16 protein-coding genes and 1 pseudogene are annotated in these 22,797 nt (G+C 72.5%); 10 read left to right on the plus strand and 7 right to left on the minus strand.

Annotation, left to right across the window (positions count from 1 at the left end; translation table 11 throughout):
- Positions 1–37: 37 nt before the first annotated feature.
- Both ACQEUX_RS00870 and ACQEUX_RS00875 read left to right on the plus strand, forming a co-directional pair.
- Complete coding sequence (locus ACQEUX_RS00870; RefSeq protein WP_433039749.1) at positions 38–1,297, plus strand: DNA polymerase IV; 1,260 nt, start codon at positions 38–40, stop codon at positions 1,295–1,297.
- Between the two features lie 116 nt (positions 1,298–1,413).
- Positions 1,414–1,812, plus strand: coding sequence for a DUF3040 domain-containing protein (locus ACQEUX_RS00875; RefSeq protein WP_433039751.1), 399 nt, complete (start codon positions 1,414–1,416; stop codon positions 1,810–1,812).
- Between the two features lie 236 nt (positions 1,813–2,048).
- Here the strand turns inward: ACQEUX_RS00875 and ACQEUX_RS00880 are convergent, their stop codons facing one another.
- Genes ACQEUX_RS00880 through ACQEUX_RS00890 form a run of 3 tightly spaced genes read right to left on the minus strand, consistent with a single transcriptional unit; the run spans position 2,049 to position 6,892 of the window.
- The gene (locus ACQEUX_RS00880; protein WP_433039753.1) at positions 2,049–4,523 is read right to left on the minus strand and encodes a transglutaminase TgpA family protein; all 2,475 of its coding nucleotides are present in this window, start codon (positions 4,521–4,523) and stop codon (positions 2,049–2,051) included.
- A gap of 16 nt (positions 4,524–4,539) precedes the next feature.
- On the minus strand, positions 4,540–5,838 hold the full coding sequence (locus ACQEUX_RS00885) for a DUF58 domain-containing protein (RefSeq protein ID WP_433039755.1): 1,299 nt from the start codon (positions 5,836–5,838) through the stop codon (positions 4,540–4,542).
- 1 nt (position 5,839) lies between these two features.
- Complete coding sequence (locus ACQEUX_RS00890; RefSeq protein WP_357251025.1) at positions 5,840–6,892, minus strand: AAA family ATPase; 1,053 nt, start codon at positions 6,890–6,892, stop codon at positions 5,840–5,842.
- Positions 6,893–7,293: 401 nt separating this feature from the next.
- On the opposite strand from ACQEUX_RS00890, the gene leuS reads away from it, so the two are divergent.
- Positions 7,294–10,134, plus strand: coding sequence for a leucine--tRNA ligase (gene leuS, locus ACQEUX_RS00895; protein ID WP_433039757.1), 2,841 nt, complete (start codon positions 7,294–7,296; stop codon positions 10,132–10,134).
- A 155-nt stretch (positions 10,135–10,289) separates the two neighbouring features.
- On the opposite strand, the gene ACQEUX_RS00900 is transcribed toward leuS, so the two are convergent.
- From ACQEUX_RS00900 to ACQEUX_RS00915, 4 genes are read right to left on the minus strand one after another with little or no spacing between them, the layout of a single operon-like run.
- Positions 10,290–11,057 carry an aminoglycoside phosphotransferase family protein gene (locus ACQEUX_RS00900; protein WP_433039759.1) on the minus strand — a complete coding sequence of 256 codons (768 nt, stop codon included), beginning with the start codon at positions 11,055–11,057 and terminating at the stop codon, positions 10,290–10,292.
- The gene (locus tag ACQEUX_RS00905; RefSeq protein WP_433039761.1) at positions 11,054–11,737 is read right to left on the minus strand and encodes a TVP38/TMEM64 family protein; all 684 of its coding nucleotides are present in this window, start codon (positions 11,735–11,737) and stop codon (positions 11,054–11,056) included. Before ACQEUX_RS00905 ends, ACQEUX_RS00900 begins: the two co-directional genes overlap by 4 nt.
- On the minus strand, positions 11,734–12,453 hold the full coding sequence (locus tag ACQEUX_RS00910; RefSeq protein ID WP_433039763.1) for a type 1 glutamine amidotransferase: 720 nt from the start codon (positions 12,451–12,453) through the stop codon (positions 11,734–11,736). Before ACQEUX_RS00910 ends, ACQEUX_RS00905 begins: the two co-directional genes overlap by 4 nt.
- A complete protein-coding gene (locus ACQEUX_RS00915) occupies positions 12,443–13,690 on the minus strand; it encodes a MurT ligase domain-containing protein (protein WP_433049484.1) in 1,248 nt (415 codons plus the stop codon). The genes ACQEUX_RS00910 and ACQEUX_RS00915 overlap by 11 nt, the downstream gene beginning before the upstream one ends.
- A 355-nt stretch (positions 13,691–14,045) precedes the next feature.
- On the opposite strand from ACQEUX_RS00915, the gene mraZ reads away from it, so the two are divergent.
- The 7 genes and pseudogenes from mraZ to mraY all read left to right on the plus strand — a co-directional run bounded on the left by mraZ (position 14,046) and on the right by mraY (position 22,729).
- A complete protein-coding gene (mraZ, locus tag ACQEUX_RS00920) occupies positions 14,046–14,477 on the plus strand; it encodes a division/cell wall cluster transcriptional repressor MraZ (RefSeq protein WP_030488958.1) in 432 nt (143 codons plus the stop codon).
- A gap of 203 nt (positions 14,478–14,680) precedes the next feature.
- A pseudogene (rsmH, locus tag ACQEUX_RS00925) lies at positions 14,681–15,790 on the plus strand (16S rRNA (cytosine(1402)-N(4))-methyltransferase RsmH).
- A complete protein-coding gene (locus ACQEUX_RS00930) occupies positions 15,780–16,388 on the plus strand; it encodes a hypothetical protein (RefSeq protein WP_433039765.1) in 609 nt (202 codons plus the stop codon). Before rsmH ends, ACQEUX_RS00930 begins: the two are co-directional and overlap by 11 nt.
- Positions 16,389–16,391: 3 nt before the next feature.
- On the plus strand, positions 16,392–18,599 hold the full coding sequence (locus ACQEUX_RS00935; RefSeq protein WP_433039767.1) for a peptidoglycan D,D-transpeptidase FtsI family protein: 2,208 nt from the start codon (positions 16,392–16,394) through the stop codon (positions 18,597–18,599).
- Between the two features lie 52 nt (positions 18,600–18,651).
- Positions 18,652–20,214 (plus strand): UDP-N-acetylmuramoyl-L-alanyl-D-glutamate--2,6-diaminopimelate ligase, encoded by a 1,563-nt coding sequence (locus ACQEUX_RS00940; RefSeq protein WP_433039769.1) that lies wholly within the window; start codon positions 18,652–18,654, stop codon positions 20,212–20,214.
- On the plus strand, positions 20,211–21,608 hold the full coding sequence (locus ACQEUX_RS00945) for a UDP-N-acetylmuramoyl-tripeptide--D-alanyl-D-alanine ligase (protein ID WP_433039771.1): 1,398 nt from the start codon (positions 20,211–20,213) through the stop codon (positions 21,606–21,608). The genes ACQEUX_RS00940 and ACQEUX_RS00945 overlap by 4 nt, the downstream gene beginning before the upstream one ends.
- Complete coding sequence (mraY, locus tag ACQEUX_RS00950; protein WP_433039773.1) at positions 21,605–22,729, plus strand: phospho-N-acetylmuramoyl-pentapeptide-transferase; 1,125 nt, start codon at positions 21,605–21,607, stop codon at positions 22,727–22,729. Before ACQEUX_RS00945 ends, mraY begins: the two co-directional genes overlap by 4 nt.
- Positions 22,730–22,797: the final 68 nt, after the last annotated feature.

Below are 22,797 nucleotides of genomic sequence, written 5' to 3' on the forward strand. Positions count from 1 at the left end.
GGCTGGTGGTGTCGTACCCCCGGGTTAACCTGCCGGGATGGGCCGCAGTCAGTCGTTGCCCCGAGGCGACGATCCGCGCTTCGGGCCGGACGCCGACGACTCCCGCAGTCCGATCCTGCACGTCGACATGGACGCCTTCTTCGCCGCCGTCGAGGTGCGCCGTCGACCCGAGCTGCGCGGCCGGCCGGTGGTCGTCGGCGGCGTCGGGCCGCGCGGGGTGGTCAGCTCGGCCAGCTACGAGGCCCGCCGGTACGGCGTGCGCAGCGCGATGCCGACCAGTCAGGCCCGCGCCCGCTGCCCGCACGCGGTCTACCTGCCACCGGATTTCACCGCCTACACGGCCGCCTCCCGAGCGGTCATGCAGATTTTCCGGGACGTCACCCCGCTGGTCGAGCCGCTCTCCCTCGACGAGGCGTTCCTCGACGTGACCGGCGCTCGTCGACTCTTCGGTTCCCCGGCCACCATCGCCCGGCTGATCCGCCGCCGGGTCGCCGACGAGCAGGCGCTGACCTGCTCGGTGGGGGTGGCGCCGAGCAAGTTCGTGGCCAAGCTGGGCTCCACCCGGGCCAAGCCGGACGGGCTGCTGGTCGTGCCACCGGGGCAGGTGCTCGAGTTCCTGCACCCGCTGCCGGTGGACGCGTTGTGGGGGGTGGGGGAGCGGGCCGCCGAGGCGCTGCGCCGGCTCGGCCTGGCCACCGTCGGCGACCTCGCCGAGGCGCCGGTGGGCATGCTCCGCCGAGCGGTCGGCGCCGCCTCGGCGACGCACCTGCACGAGTTGGCCTGGGGACGGGACCCGCGTCGGGTCAGCTCCGAGCACGTCGACAAGTCGATCGGGGCCGAGGTGACCTTCGACGTGGACGTGGCCGACCCACTGGAGATCCGCCGTGCGCTGCTCGCGCTCAGCGCGAAGGTCGGCGTTCGGCTGCGGGGCTCCGGGCAGATCGGTCGCACCATCGCACTCAAGGTCCGGTTGGCCGACTTTCGCACGGTCAGCCGCTCCCGCACCCTCGACGTGCCCACCGACACGGCCCGGGAGATGTTCGACACGGTCTGGGCGTTATACACCGTATTGGACCCGGGCGAGCGGGTCCGGCTCGTCGGTGTCCGGGTGGAGGGGCTCACCCCGGCGCAGGGCGCGCCCCGGCAACTCACCCTCGGCGCGCCCGAGCGTGGCTGGCGCGAAGCGGAAGCTGCCGCGGACGCCGCCGCTGCCCGATTCGGGCGGTCCGTCATAGGTCCGGCCAGTCTGATGGGCGACCGTGATCCCCGTCGAAACGAAAATCCACCCCGCCCGTAGGTCGTCCCGCTTTCCGACGCGCGACCCCCCTCGTAGACTTGCGGGTAAGCAGCCGGTTGGCTGCCACGGTCTGTCGGCCCGAGTGGGCCCGACCAACGTGACCGGGGAGGAGTGCCGTGCCGCTCTCGGAGCACGAGCAGCGGCTGTTCGAGCAGATCGAGCGGTCGCTTGCCGAGGACCCCAAATTCGCCTCGGCCGTGCGCGCCAGCGATCCGCGCTTCCATGCGCGGCGTCGCCTGCTCGTCGCCGCCGGCGTCATCATCGCTGGCTTGGCTCTACTGGTCTATGGCGCGGTGATCAAGACTCCACCGCTGGCGGTGGCGGGCTTCGTCGTCATGCTGGCGTCGGCCGCGTTCGCGGTGCAGTCGCACCGGCGGGCGCAGTCACCCGACCTGCACGTGGTGGGCGGCACGACGAGTCGTCGCCGTCCCCGCAGTGGCCGATCCGGTCGCCGGTCGTCAATCCTGGACCGCATGGAGGACAGGTGGCGGCAGCGCCCGGAGGGGCACCGCTGAGCCAGTCCCGCCGCTGAGGCGGGCCGTACGCCGCGACGAGCGGGTCGCCGGGCACAGCCCCCGGCGACCTCCGTCGTATCCGCGCGCCGTCTCCCGTTGACACCCGCCGCTGCCCGGATCGTGGTGCTCGGGCGTCAACTCGGCGCGGGACGGCCCGCGCCGAGGTTGATCGAGGTGTTAATGCAGGGCGGGGCGGCGGTCCGTCGACCGCCGCCCCGGACCTGGACGAGCGTTGGTCAGCGGGCCGCCCGGTCGGCCAGCAGCCGCCGGGGGTTCCAGCGCAGCAGCCGGTACCGGGCTCGCCCGGTCAGCGCCACCGCCCGGCCGGACGTGTCCGCGAGGGCGGTCCTCCACCGCAGCAGCACGGACGGCGGCAACACGGCGGCGATCAGTCGGGTCCGTCGGTCCGCCCGGGCGGCGAGCGCCCCACGGACCGCGCGTAGCGCCGGCAGCAACGGCTCACCGGTCAGCGGATCCCGCGCGTAGCGGGCCCGCTCCTCCGCCCGACCGAGCAGCCGCGCTGACCCGGTCGCGGGCGTGTCGTCGCCGAGGGTGTCCCGGACAAGCCGGTCCGCGGTCGCCCGGGGCGTCTCGGTCGGGTCGACCGGGACCCGGAAGTCCACCAGCGTGTCGAGCAGTTCCGCCCAGGCGGCGTGCGCGTCCGCGCGGGCCCGGTTGGCGTCCGCGCCGACCACCACCGGTCGCGTTCCCGACTCGGTGCCGTCGTCGACGGTGGCGGCGGTCACCGCGCCGCCGGCCGCCTGGCCACCTCGTCGACGGCGCAGCGCCAGCCGGCGCAGAGCGGGCACCGCGAGCAGTATCAGCAGGGCCAACAGGCCCGCCGCCCACCAGGGCCAGACCGGTGGCTGCTCGTCCGGCGTCGTCCCGCCGAGGGAAAGGCCGTCGTCGATGTCGCGGTCGGCGTTGTCCGGCCCGGCCGGATCAGCCGACGCTTCGGGGCCGGCCGGGGTGTCCGTGACGTCGGCTCCGGGGGTGGACGGCTCCGGGGCGTCCGTGTCCGGCGCCCAGGCCGACCGGGTGGAGCCCGGCACCCCGTACGCCGGTGTGGCGTCGAACGGCACCCAGCCGGCCCCGTTGAAGTAGACCTCGGTCCACGCGTGCAGGTTGAGGTTGGTCAGCGTGAACGTGTCACCGTCGCGATTGCTGCCGTTGGTGAACCCGAACGCCACCCGGGCCGGGATACCGGCCGCGCGGACCAGCCAGGCCATCGCCGCCGCGTACTGCTGGCAGTAGCCGACCTTGTTGGTCAGGAAGTTGACGATGTCCTGACCGCTGCTGCCGCTCTCGGTGCTGAGCCGGTAGCTGAACCCGTTGTCCGCCGAGAAATGCTGGTAGATCGCCAGCACCCGGTCGTAGTCGGTGCGCTTGTCCTGGACCAGCCCCTTGACCAGCTCCTCCACCTCGGGCACCGTCCCGGGGGTGGCGGTCAGCTGCCGGCGTACCGGGTGGTCTGCCGGCAGTGGTTGCGCGGCCCGCAGCGCCGCCGGAGTGAACGTCGAGCGGACGTAGTCGAAGGAGTACTTCCGGCCCCGGGAGTTCTCCCGGTTGGAGAAGACGACCTGCTGGTTGGGGTCGTAGAGCCAGTTGCTGTTGAGGTCCTCGGTACGTACCGGCTCGGCGTACACCGGCATCAGGGACATGCTCAGGCTCTTGGTGACCTCGACGGTCGCCCGGTAGGAGGTCTGCTGCACCCCTCGGGCGGCGCGTTCGGTCGGGTCCGGCAGGTCCCGGTTGGCGGGGCGGCCGGTCGGGTTGCGCGCCTGGAAACCACTCGGGCGCAGTTCGTCGGCGACCGCGTAGCGCAGGTAGAACGGGTTCGGCTCGGACGTGGTCACCTTGACCAGGTCGGCCACCTCGGACTGGTTGAGCTGGCCGGCGAGCGAGGCGAACAGGTCGATCCGACCCGACGTACCGCCCGAGCCGGTGCCGTTGCCGGTGCCGTTGCCCGTCCCTCGGCTGAGGGAGTCGAGCAGCCCGCCGGTCATGCCGGGCACCGCCAGCGGCAAAACCACCGCCAGGGCCACCCCGACCGCCGCGAGCCGACGGCCGGCGGACGCCAGCGGCGAGGCCTCCCACACGTCGACGTCGCGGCCGTCACCGGTGAACCTGCGCCCGAACCGGCGTACCCGGTCGACGTTGTCGGTGACCAGCAGCCAGAGGTAACCGGCGGCACCGACCACGAACGGCACCGCGGGGACGCTGTCCACGTAGACGGCGACCGGTACGGAGTAGATGGCGAGCATCGGCAGCCCCGCCAGCGCGGGCCGGCGCAGCCCCACGGCCAGCACGTCCACCAGCACGGCGACCCCGCCGACGCCGAACACGGCGATGAACAGCAGCGGGTCGGTGTCCGGGACCTCGACCCCGTACGAGCGCATGTCCTGCATGGAACCGGCGAGCAGATCGGCGAAGTGCGCGAGCGTGCCCGGCGTGGGCAGGAAGGCGAGCAACTCCTCGCCGCTGGGGAACAGCCAGGTCAGCGCGAGCGCCAGGCCGGCCAGCATGCCCAGCACCTGACCCCACAGTGGTGCCCGGGCGAGTCGGGTCAACGCGGCCACCCCGGCCACCACGGCGACCGCGATGACGGACTCGATCAGCCACGTCCAGCTCTCGAAGATGGCCGACAGCGGCGCGGCGGCCAGCACCGTGGCGGCGGCGGCCACCATGCCGGTGTTCCGACTGGCGATCATGAGGGGAACCTTCCGTTCATCGCACGCCGCCGGCGACCGTCTCGGCCAGCGCGGCGCGCAGGGCGAAGCCCTGGGAACCCCTGCCGGCCTGCGGCCACAACGCCGGGAGTCGGGCGCCGTGATCGACGCCGACCACGCGCCAACCGCTCTGCAGCATGGCGAGGACGGTGGAGCCGTGCGCGTGCTCCGCCTCGGCCCGAGCCTTCTCCGGAAGGCTGAGCCAGGTGGAGCTGTTCAGGAGGAAGCCGACGCAGGTGGCCCCGTTGCCGCGCAGCCCGGCCAGCAGCTCGGCCTCGGCCACGCTCACCGTGCCGAAGAGCCCGATGATCAAACCGCCGTCGGCGCGCTGCCGGACCCGTTGGACGAGGCTGGTCACCTCGGCGCGCTGATCCAGCCGGACCTCCGCGAGGTGGTCGAGCAACGCCCCGTCACCGCCGGCCTCCGAGGCGTCCACATCCACACCGGAACCGGTGACCAGGCGCAGCTTGTAGCCGGCCTGGCGCAGGTGGACGGCGATGCTCGCGGCGGCGGAGACGGCCCACTCGAAACTGGCCGTCGGCCCCTCGCCGCGGTGGCCGTACGCCCGGGTGTCCAGCACGACCGTGGCCCGGCTCTCCCATGGCTGCTCCTCGCGGCGCACCATCAGCTCGCCGGTCCGCGCGGTGGACTTCCAGTGCACCCGGCGCAGGTCGTCGCCGCGCCGGTACTCCCGGGTCGCCGCGTCGTCCTCGCCGTGCACCGCCACCGAGCGGGCCCGGCTGTCGCCGCTGCCCGCGTACTCCCCGGGGAGCCGGACCGACGGCAGCGGGGTGACCTGCGGGATGACCGTCAGGTGGTCGGTGCTGGGGAAGGACCGGGTGAGCTCGCAGAGGCCGAACGGGTCGGTCATCCGGACCACCAGTGGACCCACGTCGTAGCGGCCCCGCACGTCGGCCCGCACGGTGTACGCCACGGAGCTGGCCTGGTGTGCGCCGAGCCGCTCCAGCACCACCCGGGGGCGGCTGCCCAGCGCGTAGGGCAGCCGGTCCTCCAGGAGGAGGGTGCCGGTCGGCAGCCGGGAGAGGTTCTGCAGGCGCAGCACCACCCGGGAGTTTGCGCCGACCGGGACCCGGTGCGGATCCAGCGAGCGGTTGCAGGCCAGCTTGTAGCGGCTGCGCCCGACGTAGGCCGCGGCCAGCAACGGCAGGATGGCCAACAGCACAGCCACCCGGAGCAGGTCCTTCTCTCCGAGGATGCCGGCCGAGATCGCCGCCGCGACCGCAGCGGCGAGGAAGGAGCGCCCGCGGGTGGTCAGCCCGCGCAGCCCGGCTCGCACGTCATGGCCTCCGCGGCTCGTAGGGCGCGCGGCCGTTGCCGGAAGCGGGCCGGGTGTCGTACGGGTTGCGCTGCCGGTCGTGCGGCAGCGGCAGGCGGTGCACCAGCTCGGAGACGATCGCGTCGGTGGTGCGTCGGGCGAGCTGGGCGTCGGCGGTCGGGATGATCCGGTGCGCGAGCACCGGCACCGCCAGGGCCTGCAGGTCGTCGGGGAGGACGTAGTCGCGGCCCTCCAGGGCGGCGACCGCCCGGGCGGTGCGCAGCAGTTGCAGGGTCGCCCGGGGAGAGGCGCCGAGCCGCAGGTCGGGGGCCTCGCGGGTGGCGGTGACCAGGTCGATGGCGTACTGCTTGACCGCGTCCGCGACGTGCACCTGCCGGACGGTGGCGATGAGCTGCCGGACGATGGCCGCGTCGGAGACCGCGCGCAGCTCGTTCAGCGGGTCGGTGGCGCCGTGCCCGTCGAGCATGGCCAGCTCGGCGTTGGAGTCCGGGTAACCCATCGCGATCCGGGCGGTGAACCGGTCGCGCTGCGCCTCGGGCAGCGGGTAGGTCCCCTCCATCTCGATCGGGTTCTGGGTGGCGATGACCATGAACGGGGTCTGCAGCTGGTACGTCACACCGTCGACGGTGACCTGCCGCTCCTCCATGCACTCCAGCAACGCCGACTGGGTCTTGGGCGAGGCTCGGTTGATTTCGTCGCCGACCACCAGGTTGGCGAACACGGCGCCGGGACGGAACTCGAAGTCGTGCGTCTCCTGGTTGTAGACGCTGACCCCGGTGACGTCGCTGGGCAGCAGGTCGGGGGTGAACTGGATCCGCCGCACGGTGCAGTCGATGGACCGCGCCAGGGCCTTGGCCAGCTTGGTCTTGCCGACACCCGGGACGTCTTCGATCAGGAGGTGACCCTCGGCGAGCAGAACGGCCAGGGCGAGCCGCACGGTGGCGGTCTTACCCTCGATGACCTGCTCGATGTTGGCCACGATGGCCTCGCTGGCGGCGCGGAACTCGTCGTGCGGCAGTAGGCCGCCCACCTCGTCCCAGGTCTGTTGTGTCACGGGCCTCCTCCTCGTCGCCATCACGGCAGCTCTGTATAGAGCACCTGGACCCGCCGTTGGGTTCGCGACGTCGAGCCTCGTTTGCCGCAGGAATCTCACTGGTATCTCAGGCTAACCATGTTTGTCGTTATCGCCGACCCCCGCAGGTAGTCCGTCGGTTACGCCCCGATATTCGCCATGTCGGGGGAACGGGTTCGACCAACCCCGGGGCCGACGGGCCGGACCGGCGGCGAGGTACACTGCCGGACATGGCCGGAGTCTTCCTGCTTCTTACCGGGCCGTGCTGATGCGCTGATCGCGCGACAGCACGGCGGCCCCTCCTGCGCGAGGGGCTTTTTTGTGCCCGCCGCCGGCCCGGCCCGGTGGTGCCGAGACGAAGCGAAGCGAAGCGAGGAGAGACGATGAGTGAGGCAGCCGCACCGGCGGGCGACATTCCCCCGTTCCGGTACACCGCGGCCCTGGCCGACGAGATCGAGAATCGTTGGCAGGACATCTGGGCGCGCGAGGGCACCTTCCACGCACCGAACCCGACCGGCCCCCTGGCCGACCCGAGCCACCCCCGGGCCGGCGCGGAGAAGCTGTACGTGCTGGACATGTTCCCGTACCCGTCCGGCGCCGGCCTGCACGTCGGCCACCCGCTGGGCTACATCGGCACCGACTGCTACGCCCGCTACCAGCGGATGGCCGGCCGCAACGTGCTGCACGCGATGGGCTTCGACGCGTTCGGCCTGCCCGCCGAGCAGTACGCGGTGCAGACCGGCACCCATCCCCGGACCACCACGCTGGCGAACATCGAGCGGTACAAGGCGCAGCTGCGCCGGCTGGGGCTGGCCCACGACGAGCGCCGCTCGGTGGCCACCATCGACACCGACTTCTACCGCTGGACCCAGTGGATCTTCCTGCAGATCTTCAACTCCTGGTACGACCGCGACGCCGGCCGCGCCCGCCCGATCGCCGAGCTGATCGCCGAGTTCGAGGGCGGTAACCGACCCACCCCGGATGGCCGCGCCTGGGCCGAGCTGAGTGTCGCCGAGCGCCGCCAGATCGTCGACGACCACCGGCTGGCGTACGTCTCGCAGGCTCCGGTGAACTGGTGCCCGGGGCTGGGCACCGTGCTGGCCAACGAGGAGGTCACCGCCGACGGCCGTTCCGAGCGGGGCAACTTCCCGGTCTTCAAGCGCAACCTGAAGCAGTGGATGATGCGGATCACCGCGTACGGCGACCGGCTGCTGGACGACCTGGACAGCCTGGACTGGCCCGAGCCGATCAAGCTGCAGCAGCGCAACTGGATCGGCCGCTCCACCGGCGCCCACATCGACTTCCCGACCGCGGTGGAGCCGGTACGGGTGTTCACGACCCGGCCGGACACCGTCTTCGGCGCGACCTACATGGTGTTGGCGCCCGAGCACGAACTGGTCGACGCGCTGGTGCCGGCGGCCTGGCCGGAGGGCGCACGGGACGTCTGGACCGGCGGGCACGCCAGCCCCCGGGCGGCCGTCGAGGCGTACCGCAAGGCGGCGGCGGCCAAGACCGACGTCGAGCGGCAGTCCGACACCAAGGAGAAGACCGGCGTCTTCATCGGCGCGTACGCCACCAACCCGGTCACCGGCGGCCAGATCCCGATCTTCATCGCCGACTACGTGTTGGCCGGCTACGGCACCGGCGCGATCATGGCGGTGCCCGCCCAGGACGAGCGGGACTGGGCGTTCGCCGAGGTCTTCGAGCTGCCCATCGTGCGTACCGTGCAGCCGGCGGAGGGCTTCGACGGCAAGGCGTACACCGGGGACGGCCCGGCGATCAACAGCGCCGCGCCCGAGCGCGGCCTGGACCTGAACGGTCTGGGTGTCGCCGACGCCAAGGCGGCGATCATCGCCTGGCTGGAGGCGAACGGGCACGGCACCGGTGCGGTCACCTACCGGCTGCGCGACTGGCTGTTCTCCCGCCAGCGCTACTGGGGTGAGCCGTTCCCGATCGTCTACGACGAGACCGGCGCGGCCATCGCCCTGCCCGAGGAGATGCTGCCGGTCGAGCTGCCGGAGGTGGACGACTTCTCCCCGAAGACGTTCGACGCCGACGACGCGAACAGCAATCCGGAGACTCCGCTGTCACGGCGGCGCGACTGGGTCGAGGTGGAGCTGGACCTGGGTGACGGGCCGAAGCGCTACACCCGGGAGACCAACGTGATGCCGCAGTGGGCCGGCTCCTGCTGGTACGAGCTGCGCTACCTGGACCCGACCAACAGCGGGCGGTTCGTCGACGCGGAGAACGAGCGTTACTGGATGGGCCCGCGCGCCGACGGCGACTGCGGGGGCACCGACCTGTACGTCGGCGGCGCCGAGCACGCCGTGCTGCACCTGCTGTACGCGCGGTTCTGGCACAAGGTGCTGTTCGACCTGGGGCACGTGTCGTCGTTCGAACCGTTCCGCAAGCTGTTCAACCAGGGCATGATCCAGGCGTACGCGTACACCGACTCGCGCGGCAGCTACGTACAGGCCGAGGAGGTCGTCGAGCGTGACGGCGCCTACTACCTGGATGACGTGCTGGTCAACCGCGAGTACGGCAAGATGGGCAAGTCGCTGAAGAATGTGGTGACCCCCGACGACATGTGCGCCGCGTACGGCGCGGACACCTTCCGGGTGTACGAGATGTCGATGGGTCCGCTGGAGGTGTCCCGCCCCTGGGAGACCCGGGCGGTGGTCGGCTCGTACCGGTTCCTGCAGCGGGTCTGGCGGGCCGTCGTCGACGAGCAGACCGGCGCGCTGCGGGTCACTGACGATCCGGCCGACGAGGCGACCCGCCGGCTGCTGCACAAGGTGATCGACGGCGTCCGCGGCGACATGGACGGCATCCGGTTCAACACGGCGATCGCCAAGCTGATCCAGCTGACCAACGGGCTGACCGGGCTGTCGGCCACGCCCCGCGAGGTGGCCGAGCCGCTGGTGCTGATGGTGGCGCCGTTCGCCCCGCACATGGCCGAGGAGCTGTGGCGGCGGCTGGGCCACGACACGTCGCTGACGTACGTGGACTTCCCGACCGCCGACCCGGCGCTGCTGGTGGCCGACACGGTGACCTATCCGGTGCAGGTCAACGGCAAGGTCCGTGGCCGCGTCGAGGTCCCCGCCGACGCCTCCGAGGAGTCGGTCCGCGCCGCCGCCCTGGACGCGGTCGCCGCGACCCTGGCCGGCAAGGAGCCCCGCAAGGTCATCGTCGTGAAGGGCCGGATGGTCTCCGTCGTCGCCTGACGTCACGGCCTCGGTACAGGGACCATGACGCCTGCGGGGACGGACACCGCCACGAGCGTGATGACTCAGAGGTATGAATATGCCCCTGAGTCATCACGCTCACTGGCGTATCCGCCGCCCGGCGGGACACGCCGACTGTGACGGGCGACACCAACTCAGGCGGTCAACACCGTGACCACGGTGCGGCGGTGGGCGAGCAGCCAGTCCTGCCAACGACGTACCCCCTCGACGGCGCCCCCGTCGCGCAGCCGGCGCATCCCCGGCTCGTCGCGGTCGGCGCCCGCGTCGATGCCCCGCCAGGTGTCCTCGATCTGGTGGAGCATCACGTCCACCAACTCGTCCCGGGCGAGTAGCACCGGCTCCGGTCCGGTCGCCGGGGCCTCGTAGGCGTCGCAGAGCACACGGCAGCGCCGACCCAACTCGGCCGGGTCGGCACCCTCGCCCAAGACGGCCCAGTGCCAGCCGGCGAACGCCACGTCCTCGATCCGGCGGCCGGGCCCGGCCAGGTCCCAGTCGAGGAACGCCACCGGAAGCGGCCCGGTGGGCGAATCCCGGTACACGGTGTTCTTCGGGGACAGGTCGCGGTGGCACACCGTCTCGGCGTCGCCGGCCAGCGGGGTGCCCGCACACGCGTCGTGCAGCCGCCGGATCAGCTCGGCCAGCCGCACCAGCGCCGGGTCGGCGAAGAACGCGGCGTCCTCCCGGTCCCGCCACGGCACCCGCCCCGCGACGTAGCTCAGCATCTGCCGGCCGCTCGCGTCGACGCCCAGGGGGCGGGGTGCGAGGTCCGCGTCCACCTCGGCCAGGTGGTCCAGCAGCGCGCCGACGAAGTCCAGGTTGGCCGGCGGGGTACGCCGTACCGTGTCGCCGACCCGGACCACGTCGGCGACGAAGCCGCCGGTGAGTGGCTCCTCGTCGCTCATGTCGGCATGGATCGACGCCGCCGCTCGGCGCGCCACCACTGGTGGATGAGCACCACGCTCGCGATCAGACCGAGGCTGGCCGGGGCGGCGGCGTACCAGTTGATGTGGCCGGGGGAGCTGACCGCCGCGCCGATCGCCGCGTAGCCGAAGGCGGTCGGCGCGGACGCGATCACGCTGCCGGCCAGGAACGGCAGCACCCGGGCACCGGTCGTGCCGTAGCCGTAGCTGACCAGCCCGAAGCCGGCGATCGGCAGTAGCCGGACGGTGACCACGCCGAACACGCTCTGCCGGGCGAACCAGCCGTCGAGCCGGGCCAGCCGGCCACGGACCCGTTCGGCGACGAACTCCCGGCCCAGCAGGCGCCCGACCGTGAACCCGATCGCCGCGGCCGCCAGCGCGGCGCCCAGGGCGTACGCGGCACCCTCCAGGGGGCCGAAGATGGCGCCCGCGGCGAGTGTGATGAAGGTCCGGGGAACCAGCGCGACCAGCAGCAGCGCCCCGCCGAGGATCGCCGCCACCGGCGCGAGGTCGCCCAGCCGGTCGGCCAGCAGCGGCAGCTGGGCCGGATCCGGCCGGGGCACCAGGAGCAGCAGCAGCCCGCAGCCGCCGATCAGCAGCACCAGCAGGGCGAACCGGGCGGCCGACGGCTGCCGGAGCAGCCGCCGGACGGCAGGGATCATGCCCGGGCGGCGGCCACTGCGGAGCGGCGCTCGTTGCGGAGCCGGTCGGACCAGGTGTCGTCCAGCGGCGGAAGCTGGTGCGCCCCGGTGGCCCAGCGCAGCAGCAGGTCGGCCAGGGCCGGGTTGCGGGCCAGCGCAGGGCCGTGCGAATAGGTGCCGAGCAGCTTGCCGCGCCAGGCGCCCTCGGTGGCACCGTCGTTGCCCACCCCGGCGGTGACCCGCGCCAGCGGGGAGACCTCCGGGCCGAGGTGGGTGCGGCCGCCGTGGTTCTCGAAGCCGGTCAGCGCGGGCAGACCCAGCCGGGGGTCGATCTCACCGGCCAGCTCGCCGACGGCCCGGCTCGGACCCCGGTCGGACTGCAGGTCGAGCAGTTCCAGGCCACGGCACTGCACGCCCTTGGCGAAGAAGGACATGCCGAGCAGCTGGTAGCCGGCGCAGACGCCGAACACCACAGACCCCTGGGCCACCGCCCGGTGCAGACCGCCGTCGGCGATCAGCCGCTGCGCGCCCAGCGCCTGTGGACCGTCCTCGCCACCGCCGAGCAGGTAGATGTCGGCCGTCGCGGGCAGCTGCTGGTCGGAGCGGACCTCCAGCACCTCGACGGGCATGCCACGCTGGCGCGCCCGCCGGGCGAGGATCAGGGCGTTGCCCCGGTCGCCGTACGTGGAGAGCAGGTCGGGGTAGATCCAGACGATGCGCAGGCTCTCAGTTGACACGGTCCAACTCCGCTCGGATGTCCTGGAACGCGGTGTAGTTCGCGATGACCTCCAGCCGCCCGGGCGGGACCGACCGGATCGCGTCGTCGAACGTGCGGACGTGCTGGAACGGTACGTCGTTGACGTCCAGTCGGACCGCCAGGTCGTACGCCCGGTCGCCGGTGATCAGCACCTGCCGGCCGCGCAGCGGCGCGAAGTCGACGTCGAAGAGCCAGGAGGTGTCCAGCCCGTCGGGGTCACGCGCGTTGATGGAGAGCAGGGTCGGTGCCTCGTCGGCCATGTCGAAGGCCTCCAGCCAGCTGGCCGGGTTCTTGGCCAGCAGCAGCCGGATGTTGCGCCCGTCCTTGTTCACCTGCGCGTAGCGGCCGGCCACCGAGGTGACGATGCCCAGTCGGGACACCGCGTCGACCGGGCGGACGCCGAACTCGGCGGCCACGGCCAGCGCGGTCGCCGCGTTGCCGAGGTTGACCTTGCCGGGCAGTTGCAGGGAGACCTTGTGCCAGGCGCCGGTGGGGTCGAGCACGCCCTCGTCCTCGACGACCCACTGCGGCTCCGGTCGGCGCAGCGGGCAGCCGGTGCACCACCACTGGTCGCCGGAGCGCTGGATGGTGGAGCCGCACTCGGGGCAGACCCAGGAGTCGTCGTGCCAGCGTTGGCCGGCGCTGAACCAGGTCACGTGCGGCGGGTTGATGCCCCGGGCGGGATCGGCCGGAGGGGTGGCGGCCCAGACCACCATCGGGTCGTCGGCGTTGGCCACCACCCGCACGTCGGTGTGCCGGACCAGTGCCGCGCGCCAGAGCTGCGCCATCATGGCGACCTCCTTGGCGCGGTCGAGCTGGTCGCGGGAGAGGTTGAGCAGGGCGACGACGTGCGGTTCGGTCGCCTCCAGCACCTGCGCGAGGTAGTGCTCGTCGACCTCCAGCACCGCGTACGGGGTGCTGCCGGCCTTGGCCAGTGCCGAGGTGTGGCCGCTGGGCATGTTGGCGCCGAACGAGTTGGTGGCGACGCGGCCGAGCACGCCGACCGCGGCGGAGGTCAACCGGGTGGTGGTGGTCTTGCCGTTGGTGCCGGACACGAGCGCGATCGCACGCCCGGCCGACAGGTGGGCCAGCAGGTCCGGGTCGATCTTCAGGCCGATCCACCCGCCGATCACCGAACCGTCGCCACGGCCGGCCGCCCGGGAGAGCGCCGCGGCGGTCCGTGACACGGAGCTGGCCACCTTGGCCCGTAGGGGCATTTTCGCGTCCGTCACGCGAGCGAGGTTACCGGACCGCCCGTCCCTCCAGATCGCCGCCGACGGTGAACCGTTCGGCCGTGGTGACTGCGCGGGTGGCCGAGAGGGCGTCCACCGGACGGAGTCGATCTATGTCGGAAAGCGGACCACGCCGGAGGGCCGCCGTGCCCCTCCACTCCACTCCACCCCTTGTGACGTGCGGTTTTGCCCCCGGGGTGGGCGCGCCACGCGGGCGAATCTGGTTGCAGGTGGAGGGAAGTGGAGTAGAGTGGGGACCAATGGTGAGGCCGGGAGGGCTCACCGGCCCGGGGGGTCAGCGGCGCCGCGAACGCCGCTCAAGGGCGAGGGGGTAGGGCCGATGTTCCTCGGCACCCACACTCCGCGCCTGGACGAAAAGGGCCGGCTGATCCTTCCGGCCAAGTTCCGGGATGAGCTGGCAGGGGGTGTCGTGGTCACCAAAGGGCAGGAGCGCTGTCTCTATGTCTTCCCGACGCCTGAGTTCCAGCGAATCGCGGAGCAGTTGCGCGCGCAGCCGATGACGCACAAGGCGGCCCGGGCCTACAGCCGGGTCTTCTTCGCGAGCGCGCACGACGAGGTTCCGGACAAGCAGGGTCGGGTAACCATCCCGGCCCACCTGCGGGCGTACGCCGCGCTGGACCGCGAGCTGGTGGTGATCGGGGCGAGCACGCGGGTGGAGATCTGGGACAAGGTCGCCTGGGAGACCTACCTCGCCGAGAGCGAAGACGACTTCGCCGACATCGAAGAGGGGGTGCTGCCCGGCGGTCTGTAGGGCGGACGGCGCCCGACGTACTGCGAGATCTCCAGCCGCTTTCGAGTTCCTGGCATCCCTTCCCCGGTGCCAGGCGCACGATCCAGTCATCGGGTGAGAGTCCGGTGCCCGGCGGGAGCGGATGGGGATCTGGCGGTATGACGGCAGCGCCGTCCGACGACAGGCGCACGAACGAACGGACGTTTCAACCAGTGGGGGTCAACATGGGGGAGTTGCGCGGCACGCACGTGCCGGTGCTGCTCGAGCGGTGTCTCGAGCTACTGGCCCCCGCGCTGGGTCGAGGCGGCCGGACGGTCCACGTCGACGCGACACTCGGCCTGGCCGGGCACGCGGAGGCGGTGCTCGAGGCGCACCCGGAGACGGTCCTGATCGGGCTCGACCGGGACACCGAGGCGCTCGCCCACGCGCGGGTCCGACTGGCCCGGTTCGCCGATCGGGTGCACCTGGAGCACGCCGTCTACGACGAGCTGCCCGAGGTGCTCGACCGGCTGGGCTATCCGGGTATCGACGGGATCCTGTTCGACCTGGGTGTCTCGTCGCTTCAGTTGGACGCGCCCGACCGCGGGTTCGCGTACGCCCAGGACGCGCCACTGGACATGCGGATGGACCAGACCCGGGGGGTGACCGCCGAGGAGGTGGTCAACACCTACGCACATCCGGACCTGGCCCGGGTGCTGCGGGTCTACGGCGAGGAGAAGTTCGCCGGCCGGATCGCCTCGGCGATCCTCCGGGAGCGGGAGCGCGCCCGGATCACCTCGTCCGCGCGGCTGGCGGAGCTGGTTCGGGACTCCATTCCGGCACCAGCCCGACGAACGGGCGGACACCCGGCAAAGAGAACGTTTCAGGCTTTACGGATCGAGGTAAACAGAGAGCTGGCAGCGCTGGAGGCGGCGCTGCCGTCCGCACTCGACGCACTGACCGTGGGCGGTCGCATGGTGGTCCTGTCCTACCACTCCCTGGAGGACCGGCTCACCAAGGCGGCGCTCGCGGACCGGGTCCGCAGTAAGGGCCCGGTCGACCTCCCGGTCGAGCTTCCCGGGTCCGGTCCGACGTTCCGGCTGCTCAGCCGGGGCGCCGAACTGCCCGGGGAGGCGGAGGTCGCCGCGAACCCGCGCGCCGCCTCGGTGCGGCTGCGGGCCGCGGAGCGACTCGACCCGAACGCGACAGAGCAAGGGCGGACCGACCGCGAACGGTCTCGCCGAAGGGTGAAGGGAATGCACCAACCGGGCACGGGGTCCGCCTGATCCGTGGGGGGTCAGGGGCACCGGGACGGCAGAGGGACGGATGTTGAGGGGGAGGGACATGAACATTGACAAGCGCGACCGCCGGGACGTCACCGGCGGCGGGCAGCGCGCACCGCGGTCGGGGGGCCGGACCGCGGCGGAGCGGGCTCCGCGCGTGGGGAACGGTACGCCACGCATCGATCGAGTGAACCAGCAGGGGGAGGCTCGCGCCCGGGGGGCGCGCGAGTTCCCCACCCAGGGCACCGCTGCGCTGCGGCCGGCCGAGAAGGCCGCCAGTGCCGCGAGCGCCCGCCCGCCCCGGCTGCGGGTGGCGCCGCCGCCGCCGGTGTCGGTGCCGCGCGCGCCGTTCGCGGCGCTGATCGTGGTGCTGGTGGTCGGTGGGGTGCTGGGCATCCTGGCGGTCAACACCAAGATCAATGAGAACGCGTTCCGGTTGGAGCGGTTGCAGCAGCAGCAGGCTCGACTGGACCTGGAGAAGCAGCAGCTGGACAAGCAGATCGCCGATGCCGAGGCGCCGGGCAACCTGACCGCCGAGGCGCGGCGACTGGGCCTGGTGGACGCCGGCGAGCCGGGCTACATCCGGCTGCCGGACGGCAAGATGCCGCTCGGCATCCCGAAGCCGGCGACCGGCGAGCCGTCGGTGACCAGCCAGGGCGCGGGAGGCTGACCGGTGCCACCGAGGTCGGACGAACCGCGCCGGGACCCCACGGGGTCCCGGCGCGGTTCTTCGCGTGACGCCAGCCCCACCGACGGGGAGCCGCGCACCGGCGAGCCGGGCATCGGGGGGATCTCGGGCGCCCGGGCGTACACACCGAGGGGCCGGACCGTCCGCGAGGAGCGCGGCACGCCGGCGCGTGGCGGGGGTGCCGAGCAGCGGCGTACGCCGCGCAGCACCCGCTCCGGCGACCCGTTCCGGCCGGCGTTGCAGGTGCTCGACGGAGGTCGTGCCGCCGCCCGGACCGGCCGGCGCGACGCACCGGCCGCCGGACGCGGCGGCGTGGTGCGCACCGTGGCACCGCGCAAACCCCGGGGCCCGGGAGTCGACGAGCCGCCGCCGCGCCGCCGGACCACGCCGCGTGCACCGCGCCGCTCCGACCGCCCGGCGGCCCGTCGGCCGTCCCGCAAGCCGCCACGCCCGCCGAAGCTGGCCGACTCCCGCCTGCGGCTGCGACTGGGCACCGCGCTCGCACTGACGCTGTTCGCCACCATCGGGATCCGGCTGATCTTCCTTCAGGCGGTCGACGCTCCGGCGTACGCCGGGGGCGGCATCGCCGACCGCCTCCGCACGGTCGAGCTGCCCGCGCCGCGGGGCGCGATCTACGACAGCACCGGCGCCCCGCTGGCCCGCAGCGTCGAGGCGCGATACGTGTTCGCCGACCCGACCAAGGTGGAGGACCCGGCCGGCACCGCGAAGGCGCTCTCTCCGCTGCTCGGCGTTCCGGCGTCGAAGCTCGTAGAGTTGATGAAGCCCCGCAAGCTGGAGAACGGCATCGCGTCCACGTTCGCCTACCTCGCGCGAGGGGTGGAGATCCCGACCGCCAAGCGGGTGCAGGCGCTGGAGCTGCCCGGCATCGGGGTGCACCGCGACGAGCGCCGCGAGGTGCCCGGCGGTGACCTGGCGGCCAACCTGATCGGCTTCACCAGCCAGGACATGGACGGGCTGGAAGGGTTGGAGGCCCGCTACGACGACCTGCTCGCCGGGCAGGACGGCAAGCGGGTGTACGAGGCCGGCCTCGGTGACCTCGACGCACCGATTCCGGGCGGCTACAGCCGGACGACTTCCGCCAAGCCGGGCAGTTCGCTGACCCTCACCATCGTCCGCGACCTGCAGTTCCGGACGCAGCAGATCCTCAGCGCGGGCATGGCCAAGCAGCCGGGCGGCACCGCCGCGGCCGTGATCATGGAGATTCCCTCCGGCGCGGTGCTGGCCCAGGCCAGCCACCCCACCTATGACGCGGCGAAGCCGACGCCCAGCGACCCGGTCGCCCGGGAGGACGCGGCGACCAGCTTCGTCGTCGACCCCGGTTCGGTGCACAAGGCGATCACCTTCGGCGCGGCGTTGCAGGAGGGCGTGATCACGCCGGACACCGCCCTGCCCATCGCCAACAGCATCAAGATGGGCGACACCTGGTTCTCCGACACGCACCCGGCCGACGGCAAGCGGATGAGTATCCCGGGCATGCTCGCCTACTCGTCGAACGTCGGCACCATCACCATCGCCGACAAACTCGGCCGGGACCGGTTGATCGACTACCAGAAGCGGTTCGGGCTGGGCAAGCCCACCGGCGAGGGGATGCCCGGGGAGGCCAGCGGGCGACTGCTGCCACCCGACGAGTGGAGCGGGTCGTCGTACGGGTCGGTGCCGATCGGGCACAGCGTCGACGCCACGCCGCTGCAGATGACCGCCGCGTACGCCGCCATCGCCAACAACGGCACGTACGTGCAGCCGCACCTGGTCAAGGAGGTGATCGGCCCGGACGGCAAGCGCACCCCCGCGCCGGCCCCGGTGACCCGGTCGGTGCTCAGCCCGCAGAACGCGGCGGCCCTGCGCACCATGCTGGAGGCGGTCACCACGGTCGACCGCGCCACCGGCCTGACCGCCGCGGTCCCCGGTTACCGTGTCGCCGGCAAGACCGGCACCGGGTGGCGGCTGGTGGACGGCAAGAAGCAGCGCGGCGAGGTGTCCTCCTTCATCGGCATGGCCCCCGCCGAGAACCCCCGGTACGTGATCGCGGTCTTCGCGTACGCGCCCGAGGGTGGGGGTGCGGCGATCGCCGGGCCGGCGTTCCGCGACATGATGCAGTTCACTCTGCGTCACTACCGCGTGCCACCGTCCACGGGGGGTTCCGCACCCAAGTTCGTGGTCTATCCGCGCTGAGCAGCGACGGCGGGACATCATCGGTGAGTGCCGACGAACCACCGGGGCGGCTGTGCGGCCGGAACCGGACGACCGGGTAGGGTCTGACGCCGTGCCCGGCAATCCACGTCCACGTACCGTGACCGGAGTCCGGCTCGGTGACCTCGCCGTCCGGCTCGCCGTCGACCTCCCGGCGGACGCCGCCGCGGTGGTCGTCACCGGAGCCACCCACGCCAGCCAGGAGGTTCGTCCCGGCGACCTGTACGCGGCGCTGCCCGGTGCTCGTCGGCACGGCGCGGAGTTCGCCGCCGCCGCCGCCGAGGCGGGTGCCGTGGCCCTGCTGACCGACCCGGCGGGTGTGGAGCTGGCGGCGGGGAGCGGCCTGCCCGCTCTGGTGGTGCCCGACCCGCGCGCCGTGCTCGGCGAGCTGGCGTCGGCTGTCTACGGCGATCCGACCGCCGGTCTCACCGTGATCGGGGTGACCGGCACCGCCGGGAAGACCTCCACCGCGTACCTGGTCGAGTCGGGGCTGCGAGCCGCCGGCCACACCACCGGGTTGGTCGGCACCGTGGAGACCAGGCTCGGTGATCTGGTGATCGACAGTGTGCGCACCACCCCCGAGGCGACGGACCTGCACGCCATGCTGGCCACCGCCCGCGAGCGTGGGGTCACCGCCGTGGTCATGGAGGTCTCCAGCCACGCGCTGGCCATGGGCCGGGTGGGCGGTGTCCGGTTCGCCGTCGGCGGTTACACCAACTTCGGCTCCGACCACCTGGACTTCCACGCCGACAGCGACGACTACTTCGCCGCGAAGGCCCAGCTCTTCGACGGGCGCTGCGCGGTCGAGGTGCTCAACCACGACGACCCGGCGTTGAAGCCGCTGCTCAAGCCGGCGACGATCACCTACTCGGCGGCCGGTGACCAGGACGCGACCTGGTGGGCCGACGGCGTGGGCGGCGAGGGGTACGCGCAGCGGTTCACGGCGCACGGCCCGGACGGCGTGGTTCTCTCCGCCGGGGTGGCGCTGCCCGGTCGGCACAACGTGGCCAACGCGCTGCTGGCGATCGCCGCGCTGGTCGGCGCCGGGGTGGACCCGGCGACCGCGGCGGCGGGCGTGGCCGCCTGCGGTGGCGTACCGGGCCGGCTGGAGCTGGTCGACGTCGCCGCGCCGGTGCGCGGGGTGGTCGACTACGCGCACAAGTCCGACGCGATCGTGGCCGCCTTGGCCGCGCTGCGCGAGCTGAGCGCCGGTCGGTTGATCTGTGTGATCGGCGCCGGCGGGGACCGGGACCGGGGCAAGCGGCCGGTGATGGGCGCCGCCGCGGCGGAGGGAGCCGACGTGGTGCTGGTGACCGACGACAACCCGCGTACCGAGGATCCGGCGGAGATTCGCGCCGAGGTGCTCGCCGGGGCGTACCGGGCCGGCACGGCCGCCCGGATCATCGAGGTGGTGGGCCGTCGTGCCGCGATCGACGAGGCGGTTCGGTTGGCTGAGCCGGGCGACGTGATCGCGCTGCTCGGCAAGGGTCACGAGCGGGGCCAGGAGGTGGCGGGCGAGGTGTTTCCGTTCGACGACAGCATCGAGTTGGCCGACGCGCTGCGGGCCCGCTTCGGGGACCTGGCGGGTCGGCGGTGATCGCGCTGAGCCTGGCCGAGGTGGCCACGGCGGTCGACGGGCGCCTCGTGGCCGCCGACCCGGCCGCCACCGTCACCGGTTCGGTGGAGTTCGACTCGCGCAAGGTGGGGCCCGGTTCGCTGTTCGTGGCCTTCCCGGGGGAGAAGGTCGACGGTCACGACTACGCGGCGACGGCGGTTCAGGCCGGCGCGGTGGCGGTGCTCGGCACCCGTGCGGTGCCCGGGGTGCCGATGGTGCTGGTCGACGACGCCCTGACCGCGATGGGCCGGCTGGCCCGCGCGGCGGTGGACCGGCTGCCCGGGCTGACCGTGATCGGCGTGACCGGCTCTTCGGGCAAGACCACCACGAAGGACCTGATCGGTCAGCTCACCGCCCGACTCGGGGCCACGGTGGCGCCGCCCGGCTCGTTCAACAACGAGCTGGGGCACCCGTACACCGCGCTGCAGGCCGGACCGGACACCCGCTACCTGGTGATGGAGAAGGGCTCGCGCGGGGTCGGGCACGTGCGGTACCTCTGCGAGCTGGTGCCGCCCCGGATCTCCGTGGTGCTCAACGTCGGCACGTCGCACATCGGCGAGTTCGGCTCGCAGGACACCATCGCGCTGGCCAAGGGTGAGCTGGTCGAGGCCCTGCCGCCGGACGGGCTGGCCGTGCTGAACGCCGACGACCCACGGGTGGACGCGATGGCGAGCCGCACCGAGGCCCGGGTGGTCCGCTACGGCGAGGCGCCGGACGCCGACGTGCGGGCCGAGGACGTCACGCTGGACGAGCGGGGGCACGCGTCGTACACCCTGGTCACCCCGGAGGGGCGCGCGCCGGTACGGCTCGGGCTGACCGGGCGTCACCAGGTCTGGAACACGCTCGCGGCGGCGGCGGTCGCCCGGGAGCTGGGTATGCCGCTGGCCGAGCTGGCCACGGCGCTCGGCGAGCTGGGGCTGGTCTCGACCCGTCGGATGGACGTCTTCGACCGCCCCGACGGGGTGACCGTCATCGACGACTCGTACAACGCGAACCCGGCCTCGATGGCGGTCGCGGTGCGGGCGCTGGCCAGTCTCGGTCGGGGGCGGCGTACCGTCGCGGTGCTCGGTTACATGGCCGAGCTGGGCCCGTTCGAGTCCGACGGCCACGCCGAGGTCGGCCAACTCGTGGCCGAGCTGGGTGTCGACCGGCTGCTCGTGGTGGGCGAGCCGGCCGCGCCGATTCACGAAGGCGCGACAGCGGTAGCGAACTGGGGAGGAGAGTCGGTGCTGCTCACCGATCAGGCGGCGGCCGTCGAGGTGCTGCGGGGCGAACTACGACCGGGTGACGTCGTCCTGGTCAAGGGCTCCCGGTACCGGACCTGGGAGGTGGCCGACGCCCTGCGCGCCGACGCCGCTGGGGAGTCCACCCGATGAGGGCGGTGATCGTCGCCGTCGGGGTGGCCTTCATCGTCTCGCTCTTCTGCACCCCGATCGCGATCAAGGTGTTCACCCGGCTCAAGGCCGGTCAGCCGATTCGGGCCGAGGGCCCGGCCATGCACCAGGGCAAGAAGGGCACGCCCACGATGGGTGGCGTGGTCTTCATCCTGGCCACGGTGATCGCGTACGTGGCCGGGCACCTGGCCCTGACCACCCTGCCGGACGCCCAGATCGCGCAGGTGGAGCCGACCATCACCGCGTTGGTGCTGCTGGGGCTGATGGTCTTCTCCGGCGCGGTGGGCTTCATCGACGACTTCCTCAAGGTGCGCAAGCGCAACAGCGCCGGCCTCAACAAGCGCGGCAAGCTGCTCGGCCAGATCCTGGTCGGCGCGGTCTTCGGCGTGATCGCGCTGTGGTTCCCGAGCACGATGACCGACGGTTCGGGCGTGGTGACCAACACCGAGACGGTGGGCAGCACCACGCTGAGCTTCATCCGGGACATCGACGCCCTGGAGGTCAGCAAGGTCGGCGCGGTGATCATCTTCATCTTCGTGGTGATGGCCGCGACGAACGGCGTGAACCTCACCGACGGTCTGGACGGTCTGGCCACCGGCGCCTCGGTGATGGTGCTCGCCGCGTACGCGCTGATCGCGTTCTGGCAGTACCGGCACTGGTGCGCCGACCCGAGCTACACCCAGCCCTACTGCTACGAGGTCCGCGACCCCTTGGAGATCGCGCTGATTGCCGGGGCGGCGGCCGGGGCCTGTGTGGGCTTCCTGTGGTGGAACACGTCCCCGGCGCGGATCTTCATGGGCGACACCGGGGCGCTGGGGCTGGGCGGCCTGATCGCCGGTATGGCGATGTCCACCCGCACCATCCTGTTGCTGCCGATCATCGGCGGGCTCTTCGTGATCATCACGATGTCCGTGGTGATCCAGATCATCTCCTTCAAGACCACCGGTAAACGGGTGTTCCGGATGTCGCCCCTGCAGCACCACTTCGAGTTGGCCGGCTGGAGCGAGGTCAACATCGTGGTGCGCTTCTGGATCATCGCCGGCATTGGTGTGGCCATCGCCCTCGGCCTCTTCTACAGCGAGTTCCTCGCCAACATGACCTGACCTCCACCCCCTCCCCGCGCGATCCCCACCCGTCCCCCGCCGATCTTGCACTTTCGCATCCCGGAATG

The organism is Micromonospora sp. CA-259024, from assembly GCF_050936255.1.
GTDB lineage: Bacteria > Actinomycetota > Actinomycetes > Mycobacteriales > Micromonosporaceae > Micromonospora.